General features: G+C 52.9%; 17 protein-coding genes. 5 read left to right on the top strand and 12 right to left on the bottom strand.

Features of this window, described 5'->3' with window-relative positions; all coding sequences use genetic code 11:
* The 3 genes from wecA to trxA all read right to left on the bottom strand — a co-directional run bounded on the left by wecA (window position 1) and on the right by trxA (window position 3,293).
* Window positions 1–1,077 (bottom strand): UDP-N-acetylglucosamine--undecaprenyl-phosphate N-acetylglucosaminephosphotransferase, encoded by a 1,077-nt coding sequence (gene wecA / locus F3J38_RS19945; protein WP_167141250.1) that lies wholly within the window; start codon window positions 1,075–1,077, stop codon window positions 1–3.
* 278 nt (window positions 1,078–1,355) lie between these two features.
* Window positions 1,356–2,615 (bottom strand): transcription termination factor Rho, encoded by a 1,260-nt coding sequence (rho, locus tag F3J38_RS19940; RefSeq protein WP_034827837.1) that lies wholly within the window; start codon window positions 2,613–2,615, stop codon window positions 1,356–1,358.
* A 345-nt stretch (window positions 2,616–2,960) separates the two neighbouring features.
* On the bottom strand, window positions 2,961–3,293 hold the full coding sequence (gene trxA, locus F3J38_RS19935; RefSeq protein WP_084933172.1) for a thioredoxin TrxA: 333 nt from the start codon (window positions 3,291–3,293) through the stop codon (window positions 2,961–2,963).
* Window positions 3,294–3,409: 116 nt separating this feature from the next.
* Here trxA and rhlB point away from each other — a divergent pair, with 116 nt between their 5' ends.
* Window positions 3,410–4,705 (top strand): ATP-dependent RNA helicase RhlB, encoded by a 1,296-nt coding sequence (gene rhlB / locus F3J38_RS19930; protein ID WP_167141248.1) that lies wholly within the window; start codon window positions 3,410–3,412, stop codon window positions 4,703–4,705.
* Window positions 4,706–4,712: 7 nt separating this feature from the next.
* Window positions 4,713–6,197 (top strand): exopolyphosphatase, encoded by a 1,485-nt coding sequence (ppx, locus tag F3J38_RS19925; protein WP_167141246.1) that lies wholly within the window; start codon window positions 4,713–4,715, stop codon window positions 6,195–6,197.
* A 147-nt stretch (window positions 6,198–6,344) separates the two neighbouring features.
* On the opposite strand, the gene rep is transcribed toward ppx, so the two are convergent.
* Window positions 6,345–8,366 (bottom strand): DNA helicase Rep, encoded by a 2,022-nt coding sequence (gene rep, locus F3J38_RS19920; RefSeq protein WP_167141244.1) that lies wholly within the window; start codon window positions 8,364–8,366, stop codon window positions 6,345–6,347.
* A 90-nt stretch (window positions 8,367–8,456) separates the two neighbouring features.
* Here rep and ppiC point away from each other — a divergent pair, with 90 nt between their 5' ends.
* On the top strand, window positions 8,457–8,738 hold the full coding sequence (gene ppiC / locus F3J38_RS19915; protein ID WP_034827827.1) for a peptidylprolyl isomerase PpiC: 282 nt from the start codon (window positions 8,457–8,459) through the stop codon (window positions 8,736–8,738).
* Here ppiC and F3J38_RS19910 read toward each other — a convergent pair whose 3' ends face one another.
* Window positions 8,739–10,799, bottom strand: a complete 2,061-nt coding sequence (locus F3J38_RS19910) for an AsmA family protein (protein WP_167141242.1) — start codon at window positions 10,797–10,799, stop codon at window positions 8,739–8,741.
* Window positions 10,800–10,861: 62 nt separating this feature from the next.
* The gene (gene pdeH / locus F3J38_RS19905; RefSeq protein ID WP_167141240.1) at window positions 10,862–11,635 is read right to left on the bottom strand and encodes a cyclic-guanylate-specific phosphodiesterase; all 774 of its coding nucleotides are present in this window, start codon (window positions 11,633–11,635) and stop codon (window positions 10,862–10,864) included.
* A gap of 284 nt (window positions 11,636–11,919) precedes the next feature.
* Between pdeH and kdgK the strand changes: the two genes are divergently transcribed.
* Both kdgK and F3J38_RS19895 read left to right on the top strand, forming a co-directional pair.
* Complete coding sequence (kdgK, locus tag F3J38_RS19900; RefSeq protein WP_167141238.1) at window positions 11,920–12,858, top strand: 2-dehydro-3-deoxygluconokinase; 939 nt, start codon at window positions 11,920–11,922, stop codon at window positions 12,856–12,858.
* A gap of 439 nt (window positions 12,859–13,297) precedes the next feature.
* A complete protein-coding gene (locus F3J38_RS19895) occupies window positions 13,298–14,170 on the top strand; it encodes an alpha/beta hydrolase (protein WP_167141236.1) in 873 nt (290 codons plus the stop codon).
* 162 nt (window positions 14,171–14,332) lie between these two features.
* Here F3J38_RS19895 and F3J38_RS19890 read toward each other — a convergent pair whose 3' ends face one another.
* The 6 genes from F3J38_RS19890 to bcsE all read right to left on the bottom strand — a co-directional run bounded on the left by F3J38_RS19890 (window position 14,333) and on the right by bcsE (window position 23,186).
* A complete protein-coding gene (locus tag F3J38_RS19890) occupies window positions 14,333–15,850 on the bottom strand; it encodes a M16 family metallopeptidase (RefSeq protein WP_167141234.1) in 1,518 nt (505 codons plus the stop codon).
* 245 nt (window positions 15,851–16,095) lie between these two features.
* Window positions 16,096–17,376, bottom strand: a complete 1,281-nt coding sequence (locus F3J38_RS19885; RefSeq protein ID WP_167141232.1) for a dicarboxylate/amino acid:cation symporter — start codon at window positions 17,374–17,376, stop codon at window positions 16,096–16,098.
* A gap of 230 nt (window positions 17,377–17,606) precedes the next feature.
* Window positions 17,607–19,619, bottom strand: coding sequence for a biofilm formation regulator HmsP (gene hmsP / locus F3J38_RS19880; RefSeq protein ID WP_205298346.1), 2,013 nt, complete (start codon window positions 19,617–19,619; stop codon window positions 17,607–17,609).
* Between the two features lie 191 nt (window positions 19,620–19,810).
* Window positions 19,811–21,451: a cellulose biosynthesis protein BcsG gene (bcsG, locus tag F3J38_RS19875; protein WP_167141228.1), complete on the bottom strand. Its 1,641-nt coding sequence runs from the start codon at window positions 21,449–21,451 to the stop codon at window positions 19,811–19,813.
* Window positions 21,451–21,639, bottom strand: a complete 189-nt coding sequence (bcsF, locus tag F3J38_RS19870; RefSeq protein ID WP_167141226.1) for a cellulose biosynthesis protein BcsF — start codon at window positions 21,637–21,639, stop codon at window positions 21,451–21,453. Before bcsF ends, bcsG begins: the two co-directional genes overlap by 1 nt.
* On the bottom strand, window positions 21,639–23,186 hold the full coding sequence (bcsE, locus tag F3J38_RS19865; protein ID WP_167141225.1) for a cellulose biosynthesis protein BcsE: 1,548 nt from the start codon (window positions 23,184–23,186) through the stop codon (window positions 21,639–21,641). The genes bcsF and bcsE overlap by 1 nt, the downstream gene beginning before the upstream one ends.
* Window positions 23,187–23,334 lie beyond the last annotated feature (148 nt).

Raw genomic sequence — 23,334 nt, 5'->3', positions numbered from 1 at the left:
TTATTTTTTATCTTCGCCACTGCTTTGCCAGCGACGTTTAATGCGACGGATTTTGCGTGCCACGCGCCAGGCGTGTTTCAAGCAATAGCCGTAAAGGAAAAATGCCATCAGGAACAACACCAGCATCACCCACTCCGGGATGAAGGCAAGGTATTCACCCAATACACCAATACCCGCCAGAATCGCTGCGGCAACCGTAATCAGGACAAAGGCCTGGCGAGAGGTAAAGCCGGCGCGCATGATGAGATGATGAATGTGCTGACGGTCTGCCGAAAATGGGCTCATGCCTTTACGCAGACGGCGATACATAATCGCCACCATATCCATCAGTGGAATGGCAATCAGCCACAGCGCGGTCACTGGGGTAATCGGATGGCTAAGGCCTTGCGTAGTTTCCAGTAGGATCCAGATGATGGTAAAGCCGATCATGGTGCTGCCGGCGTCACCCATAAACACTTTATAGCGACGGCCAATCAGACCCAGATTGAGCAAAATATAGGGGATGGTGGCGGCGATCATGGCGAAACACCACATCGCAAGGCTGGTTTGCCCGTCAAAGTAGAGGATGATGCCCATGGCGGCGAAGGTCACGCTGGACAGCCCACCCAGAAGGCCATCAATGCCATCGACCATGTTAAAGGCATTAATCGCGGCCCAGACGGCAAACAGTGTTAATACATAGCCGAAGGGACCGACGACAAGCTCAACAGGGCCGATAATAAACCCCAGGCTCAGCAGATACAGCTTCGCGCCCACCATCATCACAATGGCAACAGCAGCCTGAACAACCGCGCGAATTTTAACGCTGATATCGAAGCGATCGTCCAGCGCACCGACCAGTACCAGCACCCCGGCACAACTCAAATAGAGGCCAGCATGGGGCAGATAATAATCTGAAATGGCAAAAGCAAAGCAGATCCCGGCATAGACGGAAATCCCTCCCACTAACGGAATGGCGCCATGATGTCGTTTTCTTGAATTAGGGGTATCCACCAACCCAATTTTGTTAGCTGCTTTACGAGCAAAAAATAGGAACACTAAGGTAAAAATAAAAACTAAACCCAGCTCAGTACTCATAGTGAGTAAATTCACATTAACGCTCTCAGCTAAAATCATCGACAACAATTAGCAAGATCCTTGCCATTGCCGTATATCCTTTGTCCGAATTATGCCTACCATAAGACTGACTGCTGAAAAAACCAGCACTTCTACGGCACAATCATCATATTGCTTCCTGACTGGGCTAATCGTAATGCTCATAAATGAAAAACGCCACGTTAAGACGTGGCGTTAGCAATAAATCCTGGCAAATTGTGCGCGCGAATCGCTTCGCTTAACGATTCACTTTCGCCAACTTATGAACGCTTCATCATATCGAAGAATTCATCGTTGGTTTTGGTCATCGCCAGTTTATTGATGAGGAACTCCATCGCATCAATTTCACCCATTGGATGGATGATCTTGCGCAAGATCCACATTTTCTGCAGCTCTTCCTGCGTGGTAAGGAGTTCTTCTTTACGGGTACCGGAGCGGTTGTAATCAATCGCTGGGAATACGCGTTTTTCAGCAATTTTACGTGACAGGTGCAGTTCCATGTTACCTGTACCTTTAAATTCTTCGTAAATCACTTCATCCATCTTCGAACCGGTATCAACCAGTGCGGTCGCGATGATGGTCAGGCTGCCGCCCTCTTCCACGTTACGTGCTGCACCGAAGAAACGCTTCGGACGATGCAGGGCGTTAGCGTCAACACCACCGGTCAACACTTTACCGGAAGCCGGTACAACGGTGTTGTAGGCACGCGCCAGACGGGTGATGGAGTCAAGCAGGATAATAACGTCTTTCTTGTGCTCGACCAGGCGCTTCGCCTTCTCAATCACCATCTCAGCAACCTGAACGTGGCGTGAAGCCGGTTCGTCGAAGGTGGATGCAATGACTTCGCCTTTCACCAGACGCTGCATCTCGGTCACTTCTTCCGGACGCTCGTCAATCAGCAGCACCATCAGCACGCAATCCGGATAGTTATACGCAATGCTCTGTGCAATGTTCTGCAGCAGCATGGTTTTACCGGCTTTCGGTGGTGCCACGATCAGACCACGCTGACCACGACCAATCGGCGATGCCAGATCCAGTACGCGTGCGGTCAGATCTTCAGTTGAGCCATTACCGCGCTCCATACGCAGACGATTGTTTGCGTGCAGCGGCGTGAGGTTTTCGAACAGAATCTTATTACGCGCGTTTTCCGGCTTGTCGTAGTTAACTTCGTTAACTTTCAACAACGCAAAGTAACGTTCACCCTCTTTTGGTGGGCGAATTTTACCAGAAATGGTGTCACCAGTGCGGAGGTTGAAGCGGCGGATTTGGCTGGGAGAAACGTAGATATCATCGGGACCGGCGAGGTAGGAGCTGTCTCCAGAGCGGAGGAAACCAAATCCGTCCTGCAATATCTCCAGCACACCGTCACCGAAGATATCTTCGCCACTTTTCGCATGCTGCTTGAGGATAGAGAAAATAATATCCTGCTTGCGCATACGTGCCTGGTTTTCCAGACCCATATTTTCGCCGAGGGTAATCAGCTCAGAAACCGGCGTGTTCTTTAATTCGGTAAGATTCATAGTGAGGGTTCTTAAACTCGGGGTAATTCTCGAAAAGATTGTCGTGAGTGGTATGGCAAAAATTCCATGCCTGTTAATGGCTCTTTTTCAACTTTACTCGACGATTATCGTCAGGTGTGGCGATAGGAAACGAAGAGACGGTCGAAAGGTGATGCCGAATGTGCTAGTCATCAGATTGCCAAACCACGATAACGTTCAATGCGAGCAGGGTCTGACAAGGGAAAACTTTAAGATGCAAACTACAAGGTAAGTGCGTAATGCAGTGAGGTCAACTTAACACGCCTGAAAGGAGACGTCCAGCAGTGGCGAAAAAATTCACCACTGCGGAACAACACCGTGCTGAGCTTAGGCCAGGTTGGCGTTCAGGAACTCTTTCAGCTGACCTTTAGACAGCGCGCCAACTTTAGTGGCAGCCACTTCGCCGTCCTTGAACAGCAGCAGTGTCGGGATACCACGGATACCATATTTTGGTGCCGTGCCCGGGTTGTCATCAATGTTCAACTTGGCGATGGTAAGCTTACCGTCGTACTCTTCTGCGACTTCGTCGAGAATGGGGGCGATCATTTTGCAAGGACCACACCATTCAGCCCAGAAATCTACCAGAGTGACACCGTCGGCTTTTAGCACGTCAGTCTCGAAACTGTCATCGGTCAAGTGAACGATTTTATCGCTGCTCATGTTTAACTCCAAAGATTGTGCCTGGCGAATTGGCGTAAATTATACCAACGTAGGTTGACTTTATTTCATCGGATACGCTTTCGTAAAGCGCTAGTAAGCTGATATTCTACCACACTATGAGCAAAACACACTTAACTGAACAGAAGTTTTCCGACTTCGCCCTGCACCCACAGGTAGTTGAAGCCCTTGATAAAAAAGGCTTTTCTAACTGCACGCCTATTCAGGCGTTGGCACTGCCTTTTGCGCTTTCAGGGCGTGATGTTGCGGGTCAGGCGCAAACCGGTACCGGCAAAACGATGGCGTTCCTGACGTCAACGTTTCATCATCTTCTTTCTCATCCAGCCGCTGAAGGCCGCCAGATTAATCAGCCACGCGCGCTGATCATGGCCCCAACGCGTGAACTTGCCGTGCAGATTCATGCCGATGCTGAGCCGCTGTCGCAAGCGACCGGTCTGAAGCTCGGTCTGGCTTATGGCGGTGATGGCTACGACAAACAGCTGAAAGTGTTAGCTGATGGCGTCGATATTCTGGTGGGCACCACCGGTCGTCTTATCGATTACGCTAAACAGAATCATATCAACCTCGGCGCCATTCAGGTCGTGGTATTGGATGAAGCCGATCGCATGTTCGATCTCGGCTTTATTAAAGACATCCGTTGGCTGTTCCGCCGCATGCCGCCGGCCACCCAGCGTCTGAGTATGTTGTTCTCTGCAACGCTTTCTTACCGCGTACGTGAACTGGCGTTCGAACACATGAACAACGCCGAGTATGTGGAAGTGGAGCCTGAGCAGAAAACCGGCCACCGCATCAAAGAAGAACTTTTCTATCCTTCTAACGAAGAGAAGATGCGCCTGCTGCAAACCCTGGTGGAAGAAGAGTGGCCAGATCGTGCCATCATTTTTGCCAACACCAAACACCGTTGTGAAGACATCTGGGGCCACTTGGCTGCCGATGGTCACCGCGTGGGTTTGCTGACCGGTGATGTGGCACAGAAAAAACGTCTGCGCATCCTCGACGACTTCACCAAAGGTGATGTGGATATCCTGGTCGCTACCGATGTTGCCGCGCGTGGTCTGCATATCCCTGCTGTGACCCACGTGTTTAACTACGATCTGCCTGACGATCGCGAAGACTATGTACACCGTATTGGCCGTACCGGTCGCGCGGGTGCCAGCGGTCACTCCATCAGCCTGGCCTGTGAAGAGTACGCGCTGAATCTGCCCGCAATCGAAGAGTACATTGGCCACGGGATTCCGGTGAGCAAGTACAACAGCGAAGCCCTGATGAGTGAGCTGCCACCGCCGAAACGTCTGCAACGCAGTCGTTCAGGAAACGGCCCACGCCGTGGCGGAAACAACAGTAATCGTCGGAGCGGCGCACCGCGCAATAACAACCGTAAACGTCCGAGTTAAGCACACCATGCTAAGCGCATCGTCACTTTATGCTGCGATTGATTTAGGCTCTAACAGCTTTCATATGTTGGTGGTGCGCGAAGTGTCCGGCAGTATTCAGACCGTTGCGCGAATAAAGCGCAAAGTCCGTCTGGCTGCCGGCCTGGACAAAGCCAATCAGCTCTCTACAGAGGCGATGCAGCGCGGCTGGCAATGCCTGAAACTCTTTTCTGAACAATTGCAGGACATTCCCCCTGAGCAAATCCGCGTGGTTGCAACCGCCACGCTGCGCATTGCTGAAAATGCGCAGGATTTTCTGACCAGCGCTGAAGATATCCTGGGCTGCCCGGTGAACGTTATCAGCGGTGAAGAAGAAGCACGCTTGATTTATCAAGGTGTTGCTCACACCACTGGGGGTTCCGATCAGCGTTTAGTGGTCGATATCGGCGGCGGCAGCACCGAATTGGTAACGGGCGAAGGGTCGCATGCCACCACGCTGTTTAGTTTATCGATGGGGTGTGTCACTTGGCTGGAGCGTTTCTTTAGCGATCGCCATCTGGCAAAAGAGAATTTCGAGCAAGCTGAACTGGCGGCACGTGAGATGATTCGCCCCGTCGCCGCTGCGCTGCGCGAAAAAGGCTGGCAGATTTGTGTCGGAGCCTCCGGCACGGTGCAGGCTTTGCAGGAAATCATGGTGGCGCAGGGCATGGATGAACGCATCACCCTGAGTAAGTTGCAGCAGTTAAAACAACGCGCCATTCAGTGCGGCAAGCTGGAAGAGTTGGAGATTGAAGGATTGACGTTAGAGCGCGCGCTGGTGTTCCCAAGCGGGCTGTCGATTCTCATCGCCATCTTCCAAGAGCTCAGCATTGACAGTATGACGTTGGCCGGTGGGGCACTGCGCGAAGGTTTGGTGTATGGCATGCTTCACCTGCCTATCGATCGTGATATCCGCAGCCGTACATTGCAAAACGTGCAGCGTCGCTTCTCCATCGACGTGGAACAAGCGAGCCGAGTGCGTCAGCTAGCCGAGAGCTTTTTCCGTCAGGTGAGCAGCGTCTGGAAGCTGGATAACCGATGTCGCGATCTGCTGCTCAGCGCCTGTTCGATCCACGAAATTGGCCTCAGCGTCGATTTCCGTCAGGCCCCTCAGCACGCCGCTTACTTGATTCGCCATCTCGATCTTCCTGGTTTTACCCCCGCACAGAAAAAAATGCTGGCTTGCTTGCTGCAAAACCAAAGCGGCAGTATCGACCTGGCTCTACTGACACAGCAGAATGCCGTCCCGCCACGCATGGCGGAGCGCCTTAGCCGTTTACTGCGTCTGGCGCTGATCTTCTCTAGCCGCCGTCGTGATGACACGCTACCTGCGGTCCGTTTACAGGCGGATGATGATGCGCTGCATCTGACACTGCCTGCCGGTTGGCTAGACGCGCATCCGCTGCGTGCCGAGCTGCTGGAGCAGGAAAGTCATTACCAGTCATACGTACACTGGCTACTGACTATTTCTTGATCGAACCTGCTGCGCTTGCTGATGCTGCGTTGAAAAGCTCCCGTCAAATGCTCATTTACGGCCTTTTGCCGGGAACTTTTCGCCTTGCCTCCGCTACGCTCGCGACGGTTCTCGCCTGAGGGCTGGCCTGAATGAACGGCAGGGAATTTACCCCTTCTTCGCATTCTCCAGCATCGCGCGTAAACCGGCGACGCGCGTCTGACCGGTTTTCACCCGCTCCTCGGCACTGATCACCTTTTTCTCGCGCTCCCACACCACATCATCCTGTGGCAACTCCAGCAGAAAACGGCTGGGTTCCGGGCGTACCAGTTCGCCATACTGACGGCGTTCACGGCATAAGGTAAACGTCAGCTCTTTCTGCGCACGGGTAATGCCGACATATGCCAGGCGACGTTCCTCTTCGATATTGTTCTCGTCGATACTGCTTTGATGAGGGAGCAACCCCTCTTCCATACCGACCAGATAGACATACGGAAACTCTAGCCCTTTCGACGCATGCAGCGTCATCAGCTGTACCTGGTCGCTATCATCGTCACTCTCGCCGCGTTCCATCATGTCGCGCAACGTAAAGCGCGTCACCACCTGCGCCAACGTCATTGGCTCGTTCAATTCGTCACCTTCCAGCATTTCCGTCATCCACTGGAATAGCGTGTTGACGTTCTTCATGCGCATTTCAGCGGCTTTAGGGCTGGGTGACGTCTCGAATAACCAGCTTTCGTAATCGACACCGCGAATCAGGTCACGCACGGCATTGACCGGCTCACGTTCGGTGAGTTGAACAATCTCATTCAGCCAGTGGGTGAAACGTTGCAGATGCTCCAAACCGCGACCACTCAGCGTTTGCTCCAGCCCCATATCAAAACTGGCGTGATACAAACTTTTATTACGCAATGTCGCCCATTCACCCAGCTTTTGCAGCGTGGCTGGGCCAATCTCACGGCGTGGTGTATTGACGATGCGCAGGAAAGCACTGTCATCTTCCTGGTTGGTCAGTACGCGCAGATAAGCGAGAAGATCTTTGATCTCTGGGCGCGAGAAGAATGAGGTGCCGCCAGAAATGCGATACGGAATACGGTTCTGCATCAACTGCTTTTCAAACACGCGCGACTGATGGTTACCGCGATAGAGAATCGCATAATCTTTATAGGCCGTTTTGTTGATGAAGTGATGGGCAATCAGTTCGCCCGCCACACGCTCGGCCTCATGGTCCTCGTTGTTAGCACTCAGCACCTTCAACTCACTGCCTTCACCCAGTTCGGAAAAAAGGCGCTTCTCAAACACATGCGGATTATTGGCGATCAGAATATTGGCGGACTTGAGAATGCGCTGCGTTGAGCGGTAATTCTGCTCCAGCTTCACCACTTCCAGTGCCGGAAAATCCTCTTTCAGCAGCACGAGGTTTTGTGGACGCGCACCACGCCATGAGTAGATCGACTGGTCGTCATCTCCCACCACGGTAAAACGTGCTCGGCTACCCACCAGCAGTTTCACCAGCTCATATTGGCTGGTGTTGGTATCCTGGTATTCATCCACCAGCAAGTAGCGAATGCGTTGCTGCCAGCGTTCACGGACTTCCTGATTGCGCTGCAACAACAGCGTGGGCAATGCAATTAAGTCGTCGAAATCCAGCACGTTGCAGGATTTTAGATGCTGATCATACAGTTGATAACAGTGAGCGAAGATCTGGTCGCGTTGCGATTTCGCCAGCCCGGCCGCGCCCTGCGGATCAACCAGATCATTTTTCCAGTTTGAGATGGTGGAGATCAGCTGCTGCAGCAGCGTCTTATCCTCTTCCAACCACTGTTTTGTCAGGTCTTTAAGCAGCGCCAGCTGATCCTGATCGTCAAACAGTGAGAAACTCGCTTTCATCCCCAGCGCTTTGTATTCGCGTTTAATGATCTCCAGCCCCAGCGTGTGGAAGGTAGAAATCATCAGGCCACGCGCCTCTTTGCGCCCTAACGTCTGCGCCACACGCTCTTTCATCTCACGTGAGGCTTTGTTGGTGAAGGTCACTGCAGCGATATGGCGCGCCTGATAGCCGCACTCGCGGATCAGGTGGGCGATTTTATTGGTGATAACACGAGTTTTACCGGAGCCCGCACCGGCCAGCACCAGACAGGGACCGGTGACAAATTCGACAGCACGTTGTTGGCCGGGGTTTAAACGCATAACGGAATTTCACTCAGTTAAATCAGAAGAACGGGGAAAGCATTAAGCTATAATGCGCCGCACATTATACATACATCTCGAGACACCATCATGGCGAAAACCGCGGCGGCTTTACACATCCTCGTCAAGGATGAGGCACAGGCCAAATCCCTGCTGGCCCAACTGGAAAAGGGCGCAAACTTCCAGCAACTGGCGAAAAAACACTCCACTTGCCCCTCGGGCCGCAACGGTGGCGATCTGGGTGAGTTTCGTAAGGGCCAAATGGTACCCGCCTTTGATAAGGCGGTTTTCTCCTGCCCGCTACTGCAACCTTACGGACCGGTGAAAACCGCCTTTGGTTACCACATCATCAAAGTGCTGTGGCGTAACTGATCACTTCTTACTTTTCATCTGCTGTAGCACGTTGCTGCACTGATTGGCATCGGTATCACTGGGTGAAATCAGGGCCAACAGCGCTGCGGCCGGTGCCACAACGGCACCCAAGGCGACGGCCGCTGCACCGCGTGCAATTAGCGGCCCTGCTTTCACGCCCGCATCCGGATTTTTGAACGTGCCGCGCACATAGAGCGGTGAACGCAGCGTGATGATGCGAATGCCTTTACTCTCCGGGTTAATCGACAAATCCAGTCGTTCGTTAGCAAAGTTGGCGCTGCCGGTGACGTTAATCACCGCGTTCTCGGTATCAAACACGAACACTTTTGGCGTGGCCAATCCCTGACGAATGTTGAGATCGGTGGCCGCACAGTTGATGCGTACCTCATCATCACCAAACAGCTTACCGACCACATAATTACCGACGTTCAGTCCGGCAATTTCCATCAAGCTGCGGCTGATCAAGCCATCGTTCATCAACAGTTTCAGCTCACCATTGCTGGTGCCGAGCAAGTCGGCGACCGAGTTGCCGGTGCCGCTGAGACTGGCATCCCCATTCAACTGTCCCAGGCTACGCTGCATGGCCGTGACATCAGGGAACAGCTGACGCAGCTGTAGCTTACGTGCATGCAGGTCGGCACGACCGCGCATCGGGCTCTTATCACCCTCCAGATGAATGGTGGAGTTGATGCTGCCACCGGCCATGCCGAAGCGCAGCGGATCTAACAGCAGATCGCCATTTTTCAATTGCAGATGGGTATAGAGATCGCTGAGCGGTAACTTACTGCTGTGCTCAATACGCTTGCCGCTAAACTTCACATCCGCATCCATCACATCCCAGCTTTTGGTGTCGAACTTGTCATGCGGTAACACGCGGTCCGCAGGCTGCGTTGAGGCTTCACCACGTTGTGCTTTGGCCTTCTCCGTCTTTTCACTGCCTTTGCCGGAATTCACCCCAATCAACGGACCCAAGTCCGCCATACGCAGCTGGTTCGAACTTAATTCACCGGTCAGGCTGGGTCGCGGTTTTGCCTGACGATATGTCAGCGAGCCATGAATATCACTGTCACCGATATGCCCATTGAATTTCTCATATTGGAACAGTGGCCCTTTGGCATCATTGAAGCGGGCAATCAGATGACCATCCGTTTCATACGGCGGCGTATCTGGCAACAACACGCCTGTTAAGCCATAAAGATTAGCCAGCGTATCGCCAGAAAAACGCAGGCGCACATCCAAACCACCGAGGTTGAGTGGATCCTGCAAGGTGCCGTCCACGCGTACGCGTGTGGTGCCGTTGCGCACATCCACCTGCAGTGGGAATGGCGTGGTTTTACTGCGCAACGAGAGCATGCCGCCAATCTTACCGTCACCTTCCAGTTTTTGATTGTTGTAAGTTCCATCGGCCTGCCAGCCAAACACGAAATCGCACGCACCTTTCTGCTGGTCATTGCCGCCAGCGACTTGCGCGTAAGGAACAGGTTTGCCCAGTGGGTTAATCGTGACCGTCACATCGGCCTTGTTGATGGCATCGCGGTAACGCACTTCCCCCTTGTCGAACAGGATGTTGTCGAGGCGGAAGGACCAGGCGGAAGGTGGCGCATTGGGATCGCTGTTTTCACTGCTGGCGAGATTAAAGGTCCAGTTGTTCTTTTTGTCAGCAGTTTGCACCAAGCGTGCATCCGGCAATTGCAGCTTAATCCAGGGCAGATAAACCTGTTTATGCAGCAAAGCCAACGGCGCAATTGTGGCTTCAACGCGCTGCAAATGCACCATAGTGACATCAGGAATCGTAGGTGGATTACCGAGCATGACGTCGTCGGCATGTACTTGGGGCCACGGCACCCAACTGCGCCAACCGGGCTCTTCACGGTTACGCACCCATGCCACACCGAGATCGCCGCGAATAGCGAAAGGACGATTCAGTTCAGTTGAGACTTTTTGGTTGATCGTAGGTTTCAGGCGGTTCCAGTCAAAGGTGGCGATAATCACCACGACCACCACAATCAGTAATACGAAAATCCCGATAACCCAGCTCAGGATTTTTCCTGTACGTGACATTATGCTTCCTCCTTGCCCTTCCACGTCTCAATTAACTGTAGTCGAGACGTAGGGGAACGGGATCAGGGAAGCTCAAGCGCCATGGATTCCAACTCACTGAAGGGCACTGGACGAGAGAAGAAATAGCCTTGTGCGGCCATCGCGGGTGAGTTACGCACCTGCTGCCACTCTTCTTCGGTTTCCACACCTTCCACGATCACGCCGTTGCAATAACGGTTAATCAAGGCCAGTAGCATGGAAAACAGTGAACGGCCTTCATCAGTGGAACGCAGCAGCATAAACAGCTCGCGTGACAGCTTAATATAGTCGTAGCGTAGTTCAGTCAGCGCCGAGAAGTTGGCCATGCCAGATCCAAAATCATCCAGCCACAGCGGACCCAATTCTGGCATCTTCGCTACCATCTCTTCTTGCGGCAGCGCATGATGTTCCGTCAGTTCGAAGCGCACCCAAGGTAGCCGGGTGATGAGCTGACGGATTTGCGCATGCTGCTGTATCGCCATAAGCGTAGGGCCATCAATATTGACCGAGGCCACCAGCTGACGCTGAGTAAAGAAATGCGACCATTGTAAAAGCAGCTCAAGCTGCTCTTCGACGACGTCGAGGCGCTGCGCGATATTCAGCGCGTCAAAATAGGTTTCGGGCGACAACCTTTTTTCTGGTGCGGATGGGTGGGTCACCGCAGTCAGTAATTCAATAGCCAGTAAATGGCCGGAGACCTGGTAGATCGGCTGGAAAGTATAGAATCGTTGGCACTGCTGCCAGAAGAGACGCGTTTCCTGTTGTTGCTCCAGTTCAATTGAAAAAGGCAGCCGATGACTTAAATTATTCATCACCATGGTTTTTTCCTGGTTGGTGGTGGGTGCCTGCAAATAACATCCCAGCGGCAAGTATCGGCTATCAACGGGATAACTTTATTGGTCTCAGCAGCCACACGAGCAGTTGAGTGTATCAGCGCGTTTCAGGCTTAATCGGCAAAACAGACGGCGCTTTGTCCGTTAAATCGTCATTGACGCGGCCAATCAGCCCCTTAAGCTAAATTAAAACATCGTTTTGAAAATCATTGACAGCTGCCATACCAGACGCGAGACTCGTGGGCAGAATTCACTACAGGCCGAAAACCATGACGCAGAAGAACATCGCCATTATTGGCGAATGCATGATTGAGTTGTCCGAAAAAGGCGAGAACATTAAACGCGGGTTTGGCGGTGATACGCTGAACACCGCGGTCTATCTGGCGCGTCAGTCAGATAGCCAGCAGCTCCAGGTAAACTATGTCACCGCACTGGGCACCGACAGCTTCAGTGACCAGATGATCGCCGCCTGGCAGCAGGAGCAGGTGCAAACCCAGCTGATTCAGCGACTCGATAATAAGATGCCTGGCCTGTACTTCATTGAAACTGACGATCACGGCGAGCGTACGTTCTGGTACTGGCGTAATGACGCTGCGGCACGTTTCTGGCTAGACAGCCCGGAATCCGATGCGATTTGCGCACAGCTGGCTCAGCACGATTATCTCTATCTGAGCGGCATCAGCCTGGCGATCCTGCCGACTGCCAGCCGCGAGAAGCTGATGGCGCTGCTCAGTGCCTGTCGTCAAAACGGCGGAAAAGTGATTTTCGACAACAATTATCGTCCGCGCCTGTGGGCTGACAAAGCCAGTGCACAGCAGGCCTATGCCGAGATGCTGCGTCACACCGACATGGCATTCCTGACGCTGGATGACGAACATCTGTTGTGGGGCGAACAGCCACTGGAAGCCGTCATTGCACGCACCCGTGAAGCCGGCGTGCAGGAGATTGCCATCAAGCGCGGCGCAGACTCCTGTTTAGTGGCGATTGGCGATGAGCCACTGCGTGAAGTCGCGGCGATTAAACTATCGAAAGAGAAAGTGATTGATACCACAGCCGCAGGCGATTCGTTCAGCGCTGGCTATCTGGCTGTGCGTTTGGCCGGTGGCAGTGCAGAAGATGCTGCCGCACGCGGCCACCTGACGGCCAGCACGGTGATCCAGCACCGCGGTGCGATTATTCCCTTGGCGGCAATGCCGCCGTTGAAATAAATCTCGCACTGAAAAATCGCGAGGCAATAATTTGCGCATCTGTCTGTGGCACTGTCGCTTCAGATGCGCACGAAAAATCGTGCCGCGCCCAAACCTTCTGCAATTAACCATAAAACCATAATCAGGCCTTAATGAATGCAGAGAAAAATTTGCGTTAATCACGCATATTTCACTGCTAATTTTCTTCAACATCGCCAGTGATGCCTCTGCGGATACCATTCGCCTCTTTCACTTCAAAATTATTAATAACTCCAATTTAAATTCAATCAATTACGACAACTCAACCCGCCGCCAGGCATAGTCCTAAACTCGCGAAATAGGCGGTTTTCGGCTGGACGTCAGTGCGAAAACAGACCATGTTTTAATCAATAACAGCAGGATGCTGTGACACCGGCCGCGAACAAAAAAAACGACAACACGACTCGCTCAGGACTGATTTATGCACACAGAAATCATCAATATCTGGCCGCACGGTGATGCGCCAGGCGCGAGTGACTCGCGCGCTCAACCACAGATCGTCGATCTCGCCAAAGAGTATGAGCCTTATGACCGCGCCGCCACCGGCGTGCGCTGCCCTGAAATGGCGATCTGGCATCCTGAAACCTCAAACGGTATTACGCTGCTGGTTGCGCCCGGTGGCGGTTATCAACGCGTACTGATTGATCGCGAGGGCAGTGCGCTATCCACGTTCTTTACGTCCATGGGTTACACGCTGGCCGTCATGACCTATCGCTTACCCTACGATGGCCATCATGAAGGGCCAGATGCCCCCCTGGCTGATGCCCAGCGTGCGGTGCGCGTGCTGCGTGAACGGGCACAGCGCGGCATGAACGGTAAATACATCGTGATGATGGGCTTCTCCGCTGGCGGCCACGTGGCTGCCAGCCTCGGCACTCGCTTCGGCGAAAAAATCTACCCGGTGCAGGATCATGCTGACAACTTCTCACCGCGACCGGATGCAATGGTCCTGCTCTATCCGGTGATCAGTATGCGGGAGGGACTGGCGCACGAAAGCTCGCGCACCCGCCTGCTGGGCGCATGGCCAGATCAGAAGATGATTGATGCTTACTCGCTGGAAACGCGCGTGCATGGACAAACGCCCCCTACGCTGCTGATTCATGCCAGCGATGATGAGGCGGTATCCGTGAATAACAGCATGGTGTTCTTTAGTGCCTTGCGTGAACACAAGGTGCCAGTGGAAATTCACTTCTATCAGAAAGGTGGCCACGGATTTGGCATTCGTGGCGTGGCGGATTTACCGCTGGCCAGTTGGCCGATGCTGGTCACCGAGTGGCTGCGAGCAAAGACGTAGAAAGGTGATGTCATCGTAACGGTGCAATGTATTGCGCCCCGGTCAGCGACGCCATTGCTTCAAGGGTGCGAGATAAATCGCACCGCTACGTAATATTGCAGACGCGGCCCTTGCACGCCTACACAGACTGGCGCGCAAGAGGCTCGCGACAATGGGCTGACCTCAGGAAGAAGGAGGTGCCTGCTGCTCCACAGGGACACTGGCACTGCCATCCGTTTTCGCTGCATCATCGGTCGCAGCCGGAGCGGCAGGCGCATCTGGCACCTTCATCACCTTGTCCCAGCCTTCTTGCAGCATCTTCACGTTGGTTTCGGCTTCACCCTGCGGTTGAATCAGCACCATGGTCAGCTCTTGCGATAATTGCTGACGCAGCTCCTGATTAAGCTGATCGCGCGTTAACTCGCTAAGAAACGCCTGACGCAGTTTCTGATATTGCTCCGGGGCGATATCCACTACCGCGTTTTGCTGCGAGCGTAAACGCTGGCCCATCAAAATATCCGTGTCTGTGCGCGCGTAGGTAGCGAATAACTTGTTCAGCTCTAATAGCTTCTGCGCCATCAGGGCATCGAACTCGTCTTGCGGCAAACCTTTATCACGCACCGCTGCCAACTCTTTCGCCACCTGGTTCATATTCTGCGGCAGCGAGGCATTGGGGCTGTCCATGTTGATGGAGCACTGCGCGCGCTGATAGAGCACGCGGCAGTCAAAACCAACCTGCACGCTTTGCGCTTTACTGTCAGCAAGCGCACGCTGCACATGCCAGAACAGGGCTTCACGCGCCAGATCGCTCTGCCAGTAATGCTGAAGATTTTGTGAGTCACGAATCGGCTGCCATGGCGTATCCCACACCAACGACAGGCGATCTTGATTCATCCCGCCATTCACCAGATTGACCGCCTGATGCGGCAGCGGTGACAAGGTTGGCAACGCAGCAGGCGCGACACGTTTACCTTTCAACGGTGAGAAGGCTTTATTGATTTGTTCCGCCATGCTGCGGCTATCAACATTTCCGACGACATACAACGTCATGCCATCCGGCGTGTACCATTGCTGATAGAAACTGGTCAGTTGCGCGATATCCACCGGAGCGCGCGGCTGCTCACCTGGGTCGTGCGCCAACATTGATGAGCCTTTCAGGCGATAACGCCACCACACGTCTTGGGTGTTGGATGGCCAAGTCGCGATAGGGTCGGACGCGCTGAGCGCGGTGGAGATCACCTGCTCATTGATGCTCATTTTACCTGCCGTCGCCGCCAGCCAGTTCAATGCTTCTTTCAGCAACTCAGGACGGTTGTTGGGCAAGCTCAAATTATATTGCGTGTAATCGTACGACGAGATAGCCGGTGGCAGAGGGCGCTGTGGATCCATGGCCTGCTGCCAGAGTGCCCGTTGCTGATTGGTATCCAGCGCGGCGTTATGCACCATCGCCAGACGGGGTAATAAGTGGCTAAAGCCCGTTTGCTGCGCGCTCTCCACCAGCGAACCGGTGTTAACAATCAAACGCAACTCAATGCGATCGCTTGGACGCTGTGGCGTGGTCAGTAGCTGCCAGCTAAAACCATTGTCCAGTTTGCCTTCCTGCCACGCGGGATCGGGCTGGAGTGTTTCGGCGTGTGCGCCGAAGCCGGATGCCGCAAGGATCAATCCGCCAACCAAAAGCCGAATTCTGGTGCCCTGCATGTGAACCCCTACTCAAACAGATCAACGCTCGTTATCGCGACATGTGCGGTCATCTCTGAGATGACCGACGCGGCAGTTTGCCGCCACGTTTATTGAAGAACAGACTCTTTGACCACAGGATGGTCAGGATGTCGCGCAACGAGGTAAAAAATCGGGAAAAAAATCAATGGGGTTTATTATGCAAATGCCCGCTGTCAGGGCAAGCGACAGCGGGCATTTCTCGGGAAATTAGCGTAAATAGACGATTAGACGCTGGTTTGTGAGGCGTTATTCACCTTTTTCGCTGAAGAAAGCGTCGCTTTCATCTGCTGTTCATCCAGCTGTCCTACCCACTTCGCCACCACCACTGTCGCCACTCCGTTACCGACCAGGTTAGTCAGTGCACGTGCTTCGGACATAAAGCGGTCAATACCGAGAATCAACGCCAGACCGGCAACCGGCAGATGACCTACCGCAGATAAGGTCGCCGCCAGCACGATAAAGCCACTGCCCGTTACCCCTGCTGCACCTTTAGAAGAGAGCAGCAGCACCACTAACAAGGTGATCTGGTGGAAGATATCCATATGGGCGTTGGTTGCCTGCGCGATAAATACCGCCGCCATGGTCAGGTAGATCGAGGTGCCATCCAGGTTAAATGAGTAGCCGGTTGGAATAACCAAACCCACGACCGATTTCTTACACCCTAACTTCTCCATTTTATCCAGCATACGCGGCAGCGCAGATTCAGATGAAGAAGTCCCCAGCACGATCAACAGTTCTTCTTTGATGTAAGCGACAAACTTGAAGATGTTGAAACCGGCCCAACGTGCAATCAAACCAAGCACCACCACCACAAACAGCACACAGGTGATGTAGAAGCAGACAATCAACTGGCCCAACTGCACCAGCGAACCGACACCGTATTTACCAATGGTGAAGGCCATGGCACCGAAGGCACCGATAGGCGCGAGGCGCATAATCATGTTGATCACGCCGAAGATCACTTTCGAGAAGCTCTCAATGACGTTAAACATCACGGTCCCGGCGTTACCCAAGCGATGCAGGGCAAAACCAAACAGGATGGCGAACAACAGCACCTGCAGGATGTTACCGCTGGCGAAGGCACCGATCACACTGCCTGGGATGATATCCAACAGGAAGGCTATGACGCCCTGCTCCTGCGCCTGCTGGGCGTAAACCGCCACGGCTTTGGCATCAAGCGTGGCCGGATCGACGTTCATGCCCGCACCCGGCTGTACCACGTTGACCACAACCAAGCCGATGATCAGCGCGATGGTGCTGACAATTTCAAAATAGAGCAGCGCGACAGCGCCCGTACGTCCAACTGCTTTCATGCTCTCCATGCCGGCAATACCGGTCACCACCGTACAGAAAATCACGGGGGCGATGATCATCTTGATCAGCTTAACGAAGCCATCGCCAAGCGGCTTCATTTGCGCGCCTAACTCAGGATAGTAGTGGCCTAACAGGACGCCGATGCCAATGGCAACCAGCACCTGGAAGTAGAGGCTTTTGAACAGTTTCATAACAGGTGTCCAGGTATAGACGGCATTCACCGTCGTTATTATGGAAAACGCATGCGGCAAGCCGCCTGGAAGCGTATAACCTTACCGATTGCGGGAAAATAACACCCAGTTAACAGGATTAATATACCCTTACATTCCTTACAAAAGTTACAAAACTCTAACTATGAACTGAAACGCTTCAGCAAGCCATCTGACGGTGATTTCACAAGGAAAATCAATTAATCAGGTGATTATTCAGGATGTGACGAACGGGAAAGCCAGCGCTGATTAAAGACAGGTAAAGGGAGAGCCTCAGCATATAAGTAACCCTGACCAATCGTAATTCCACGCGCCAGTAGCCAATCACGTTGCTCTTCGGTCTCTACACCTTCGGCAATGACATCCAGATGGATGATATCGGCAATCGCCGCCACGATGCGGACCATGGTGTCGTCATCAGGCAGTGCAGCAACAAAACTGCGGTCCATCTTCAGCTTGTTCACCGGCAGCGCTTTAAACTGGTGCAGGTAATTGAGATTGGAGTAACCCATGCCAAAATCATCCAGAGCAACAGCAACACCGGTTTGCTGCAGTGAACGCAGCAACTGTATTGCCTGTTCCGCATCACCAATCTGCGCGGTTTCGGTTATCTCCAGCACGAAATTACCCGGCGCAATACGATGGCGTTCCAACAAGCCTTGTAAATGGGTGACCATGCTGGCATCACGCAGCTGTACAGCGGAGATATTGACGCTGAGTGGGATATTAATGCCCTGCTTCTGCCACCCGGCAAGAATGCGGCACGCCTCCTCAAACACCCAGCGGCCAATCGCTGAAATCACACCAATCTCTTCTGCGCTGGCAATAAACTCTTCAGATAACCCATAGCTACCATCCGGCATCCGCATACGCAGCAGCGCTTCAGCACCCGCCAGTTCGCCGGTTTCCATATTGATTTGCGGCTGAAGGTAGAGCGCGAACTGATCATCCTGTAATCCCTGCAAGATATCGTGCTCCTGTGTTAAACGTTTTTGCGCCCGTTCGGTCAGCGCGGGGTCAAAGAACAGGACCTGGTTTTTGCCCTGATGACGCGCTGACATCATTGCGGAAGTGGCGCGATCGAGTTGTTCTCCGGCACTGACCAAATCGTCGTCATGTAACGCCAGACCAATACTGGCATTAGGACGCAGCTGTAACTGGTGAAGGTTCACTGGCTGATTGATGCGAATCATCAAATTACGCGCCAGACGCATCGCCCGGAATGGGTTGTGCGCGCGTTTCATTAACAGTGCGAAGTCGCTCGGCCCGGTTTGCGCCAACAGCGTGTGGTCGTCAACCGTGCTACGAATTTTCTCCACCAGCGTCAACATGAGGGTGTCGCGCTGCTCATCACTCAGCACGCCGTTGGCTTCTTGCAAGGTTTCAATGCGAATCACCATCAAGCCCCAAGGCTGGCGACGATGGCGATGACTGATGTGCTGGTCCAGTAACGCCAGGAACAGCGCACGATTGGGCAGATCGGTGACCGCAAAATGGGTGGTCATACGACTCATCTCATCATGAATCGACTCCAGCACCTGCTGATTGCGGTTGTAACTGCGGATCAGCATGCCAATTTCATCATCTCGATGGTTTTGCGGTAAATCGAGCTTGTGCGTGAGAATGGCTTGCGGTGGCAGCTCTTGCAAATCACGCGACAGGTTGCGCAAGGGATGAACAATCAGCCGGTTGATGCACCAGCTTATCGCCACCGAGAGAATCAGTGCCAATAGCAAATAGGTGGTGATCATGGTGGAGAGCGTACTCAGCAGAAACTGATAAACGCGTGATGAATCGGCTTGCAGCACCAGATAAGCAATCGGCTTTGGTAAGCCAGTGCGCTCGACAGAATAGAGCGGTAAGGTGATTTGTACGGGTAACTCAAACAGACGCGCCACAAAAAGAGGGACGGGCTTATCGGGTACGAAGTCCGCGTGCAATGCCTGGAACGCATTGGGCAGCACCACATCGGCGCGCGACAAAATACCCGCGGGTTTCAGCGTATTGAGGATATGTTCGGCCTGCGGAATATCGCCTTTTAACACCGCTTCTGACAGCGGCTGACGCACCGTATGCGCGATATTCTCCATCTGCTGGGCGTAGTCAATTCTGCGCTGCTGCACAAAGTGAAAAAGTTGAATGACGATAAAAATACTGATGGTCACCATTGCCACAGCGGACACTGTTGCCATCTGTTTTATCGTTAACGAGCGACTGACGCGCAACAAAACCTCTCCCGGCGTCTAACGCCGTGTATTTAGATAAAATGCGTTGCGAGTATATCGCAGGTCAGTGTTTATTTGCGCCGGGATAAAGTCGAAAAGTGGCTAAGAAAAGAGACAAACCGGTGTGCTGGTCGTTTCACACACCACACTTGATAAAATGGCGGCATTTATGCCGCCATTTTCATCCGGTGCTACTGCGGATAAGCGACCCAGTCTCCTCCGTTGAGTCGAATCCAGGGCTTGCCTTGATACATCATCACCACCGCATTATCGTTTTCCGAGACCACGGGCGATTGCGGCAAATTATCCGTCAGCACTGACATATTCACATTCGGCGCGTTAAAGACCTGGCCATCCACCACACGTGAAACAATCTCCGATATCGCCAACAAACTGGTCGGTGTATCAATGGTCAGCGGTTGCCCTTGATGCGGTGCCTTCATGCCCACAAACTTAATCCCCACCGGAACATGGGTAATGCTTGGGCTCGGGATATCACGCAATCCTGACATTTGCATTTTATCGCCCTGCAGCGCTGCACCGTGCTCCGGCACCACCAATACCATGACGCGACGGCCTGATTTTTCCAGATTAGTCAGGAAAGTATCCAGTTGGTCGAATAGCACTTTAGCGCGTGGCTGCCATTCCGCCGTGCGTGTGCTGCCTAACTCACGCGTACCATCATGCAAGGGGATGAGATTATAGAAAGTGGCACTACGTGCATCGCTGCTCTTGGTGCGGTCATCCAGCCAGCGCTGCATAAGCTGTCCGTCATTGAACACCGTTGAACCGTCAAATGACGTTAACTCTGGCGCAATACCCGCCTGCGACATCAGGGGTGCCTGTAAGTTACCCTCTTCACGCAGCTCTTTGAGATAGTTACCAAACACGCCAGTGTGGTCCATCATCAACTCCTGCTTAAACCCAAGTTTGGCAAGATTATCAAAAAGATAGCAACGCTGATCGGTGGGTTTATATAGATTGGTGTGCGAGGTCTGGCCACAGCTGGCACGTAACAAACGGATCCCCGCCGGGCCACTGTAGCCGGTGGCAGAGTTGTAGTTGTTCAGCACAATATCAAAATGCTTCCACAGCGGATGGTCGCGCAAGTGTGCCACATCCATATCCGACCAGGACAAGGAGCAGATGTTGATCACCAGGATATCAAACGGCTGTGAGTCCGCGGGGAGCGCATCCGGGAAATGCGTCACACGTTGTCGCTCACTGTCGTAGAAGCGGTTAAGCCAGGCGGTCAGATTGGCACTGGTAGGGGGTGCCGATTGGTCGAGGCCATCCGGCGCTTTGGCGGTCGAAACTTTGTCATTCAGCGCCACTTCCGGCGTAGCCGCTTTGCTTGGTAGCAAGTTCATTGCGGGGCCTGCAATGGTTAAAACGTTGAGCCAAATCAGCATCAACGACACCAGAACAGTGACGCGAATCCACTGGGCAACAAACATATACAGCACCAGCAGCACGAAACCAGCACCGATCATCTCCCAGTTAATAAAGCGTTCCAGCAGATCGAGCAGGTAAGCGGCTGAGAATCCCGCCAGCTGGCTGCCCTGGCTCATGATCGAATCCAGCCCCGGCAGCCAGGTATCATGCCAAAACAGGGCAAAACCTATTGGCACAGAAACCCAGTGCCGGATGCGATGCAGACGACGAGAAGGCAGTGGGAACAGTAACCACGCCAGAAACACCAAATTGCTTAAGGCATGAAAATTCAGATAGCCATACCACAACAGACCAAACTTGATCAGGAAGTAGAAATTCCAGCCACCGAGACCGCGCCACCACGAACCGTGCAGCGTCGAAGGTTTGTTATCACTCATTACGGTTTCGTATCCGTTTTAGCGGGTTTGCGTTGCCACTGCCCTTCCGATTTCAGCGCACGCAGCGGCAACAGACGCATCAGCAAACTGGTGCTGCTGCGCGGTAACCAGCGCACGAACAAGGATTTCAGGAACAGTAAAATCAATAACAGCAGGATCGCCACCTGCACCCAATCCATCAGTGTCATCAGTGGCGATCTCCATCCAGGTTGAGGGTAATCGGCTGTGGGGTTTGTGCGCGGCGCTGGGTCTCGTCAGGTGTCTGATGGGTTTGTGCTACCTGCATCGTCACCATCGGCGCTTCACGTTGTGCCACTGGCGTCAGCTGGCGGATTTTATGCACTTCCGACAGGATCTGATTGTCCTCAAACCACACTACCCGGTTGCTGAACAACTCATCGTGCGGCAGCGAAAAAATCGACTTCAGTGCAATATCCAGATCGTTGAAACGACAGGACGAGAGAAATAAATAGATGCGCTCATTGACCAACGTCACCAGATCGCCGAAACGGCGTGGCTTACAGAGCGTTAAAACTTGTTCGGGCTTTAATTGCGGCACAGGGCGCAGCGCCACCATCAAGCCTTTATCATTTTCCGGTAGCAACGTATTACTCATCAACTGCTGCACTGCCGCACAGAAATTCTCCAGCGGCAGGAGCCCTTTCTGCTGCAGTGGCTGTAACGCCTGCATTAATCCCGCAAGGTTGGCCGGCACGTGGCGAGTAAATTGCTGCCCCTGAATCCCTTCCAGTGTGGTGAGAAAGCGGGACAAACTTGCCGCTGTGGGTACAATGGCCGTCACCCCACACGCCAGCAGCAGGCGCTCATCGCTATACCTAAGACTGGTACTGATTTCGCGTACCACAATCTTTAGCGCATTCCCTCGTGAACGACGCAAACTGTGGACCATCTTGGCCAGTGTATTGATGTCTTGGTTATGGGCCAGATTAAAGATGACCGTTGCCGCATTCGCCTGTTGAGCGCGGGAAAATACGCCTTCATTGTCGCTGAACAGTTGCCACTGGCTGGAGAGCGGTGGCGCACCTTCGAGCACGGCTTCTTGCGCAAGAAACTGATTTTCATCATTCAGGCTAAGAGGAATATTTTGTTCTGCCTCATTGGCCGCAATGAATTGATTATCTTCGCATCGAAATCGGATAGCGCGATCGGCCAGTAATTTGTCGGCGGAGTACCACCAGTTAATTCGATATTGCCAACTGTCCTGCTGAAAATCTAAATGTGCAACACCATCAAGTTGACGAAAATAACGTTGTAGATGATTACGTAAGTGAAGAATGGATGCTCCTGACGTGATCAACAGCAATGTGGCCTGCTTTTTGATTAACAAACGCCGCATTCGTTTAACCCAATCCGTGAGTTCATCCTCGGATAATTTACTCCACAACGCGGCATGACTGTAAAACAGCACTAAGCCACTACGGCTATTCAGTATGCGGGCAAAATCACTCTCCAGACGCTGTAAACTGGCTTTGTTCGCAGGTAAAGAGAACAGTGGAATCCGCACCGGGCCGGAGACAGGATCGGGGGTGAGCAGCGACTGCGGCTTCTCATCAGCGCTGACCAGTGTAGCGGCCTGCTGATGGCTAACCACCTGACGCAGCAGCAATCGTGCATCTTCCTGACGTTGACTGGTGATCCAATAAAAACCTGGATTTTGCAGTGTCGTTAATTCCTGCTGAACCTGTTGTAGACCAAGCGCATAGAGATTTTTCATATTTGTTTCGCGATCAGAACAATCCAGGCTAGTTTAATATAGACGGCGACAATTGAAACTGTTGAAATAAATAAAACCTGCGCTATCTCAAATCATACTGATTTTGACATGGTGTTGGCTTTTCTTCAGGTTTAGACTTTACAAAAAA

The sequence above is a fragment of the Candidatus Pantoea formicae genome (assembly GCF_011752625.1).
Taxonomy (GTDB): domain Bacteria; phylum Pseudomonadota; class Gammaproteobacteria; order Enterobacterales; family Enterobacteriaceae; genus Pantoea; species Pantoea formicae.
Note: the sequence above shows the minus strand (reverse complement) of the source record. Positions and strands in the feature narration are given on the sequence as shown.

Coding starts and splice junctions, on each gene's coding strand:
- wecA (WP_167141250.1), bottom strand. CDS start 1,077: ATGAGTACTGAGCTGGGTTTAGTTTTTATTTTTACCTTAGTGTTCCTA.
- rho (WP_034827837.1), bottom strand. CDS start 2,615: ATGAATCTTACCGAATTAAAGAACACGCCGGTTTCTGAGCTGATTACC.
- trxA (WP_084933172.1), bottom strand. CDS start 3,293: ATGAGCAGCGATAAAATCGTTCACTTGACCGATGACAGTTTCGAGACT.
- rhlB (WP_167141248.1), top strand. CDS start 3,410: ATGAGCAAAACACACTTAACTGAACAGAAGTTTTCCGACTTCGCCCTG.
- ppx (WP_167141246.1), top strand. CDS start 4,713: ATGCTAAGCGCATCGTCACTTTATGCTGCGATTGATTTAGGCTCTAAC.
- rep (WP_167141244.1), bottom strand. CDS start 8,366: ATGCGTTTAAACCCCGGCCAACAACGTGCTGTCGAATTTGTCACCGGT.
- ppiC (WP_034827827.1), top strand. CDS start 8,457: ATGGCGAAAACCGCGGCGGCTTTACACATCCTCGTCAAGGATGAGGCA.
- F3J38_RS19910 (WP_167141242.1), bottom strand. CDS start 10,799: ATGTCACGTACAGGAAAAATCCTGAGCTGGGTTATCGGGATTTTCGTA.
- pdeH (WP_167141240.1), bottom strand. CDS start 11,635: ATGGTGATGAATAATTTAAGTCATCGGCTGCCTTTTTCAATTGAACTG.
- kdgK (WP_167141238.1), top strand. CDS start 11,920: ATGACGCAGAAGAACATCGCCATTATTGGCGAATGCATGATTGAGTTG.
- F3J38_RS19895 (WP_167141236.1), top strand. CDS start 13,298: ATGCACACAGAAATCATCAATATCTGGCCGCACGGTGATGCGCCAGGC.
- F3J38_RS19890 (WP_167141234.1), bottom strand. CDS start 15,850: ATGCAGGGCACCAGAATTCGGCTTTTGGTTGGCGGATTGATCCTTGCG.
- F3J38_RS19885 (WP_167141232.1), bottom strand. CDS start 17,376: ATGAAACTGTTCAAAAGCCTCTACTTCCAGGTGCTGGTTGCCATTGGC.
- bcsG (WP_167141228.1), bottom strand. CDS start 21,451: ATGAGTGATAACAAACCTTCGACGCTGCACGGTTCGTGGTGGCGCGGT.
- bcsF (WP_167141226.1), bottom strand. CDS start 21,639: ATGACACTGATGGATTGGGTGCAGGTGGCGATCCTGCTGTTATTGATT.
- bcsE (WP_167141225.1), bottom strand. CDS start 23,186: ATGAAAAATCTCTATGCGCTTGGTCTACAACAGGTTCAGCAGGAATTA.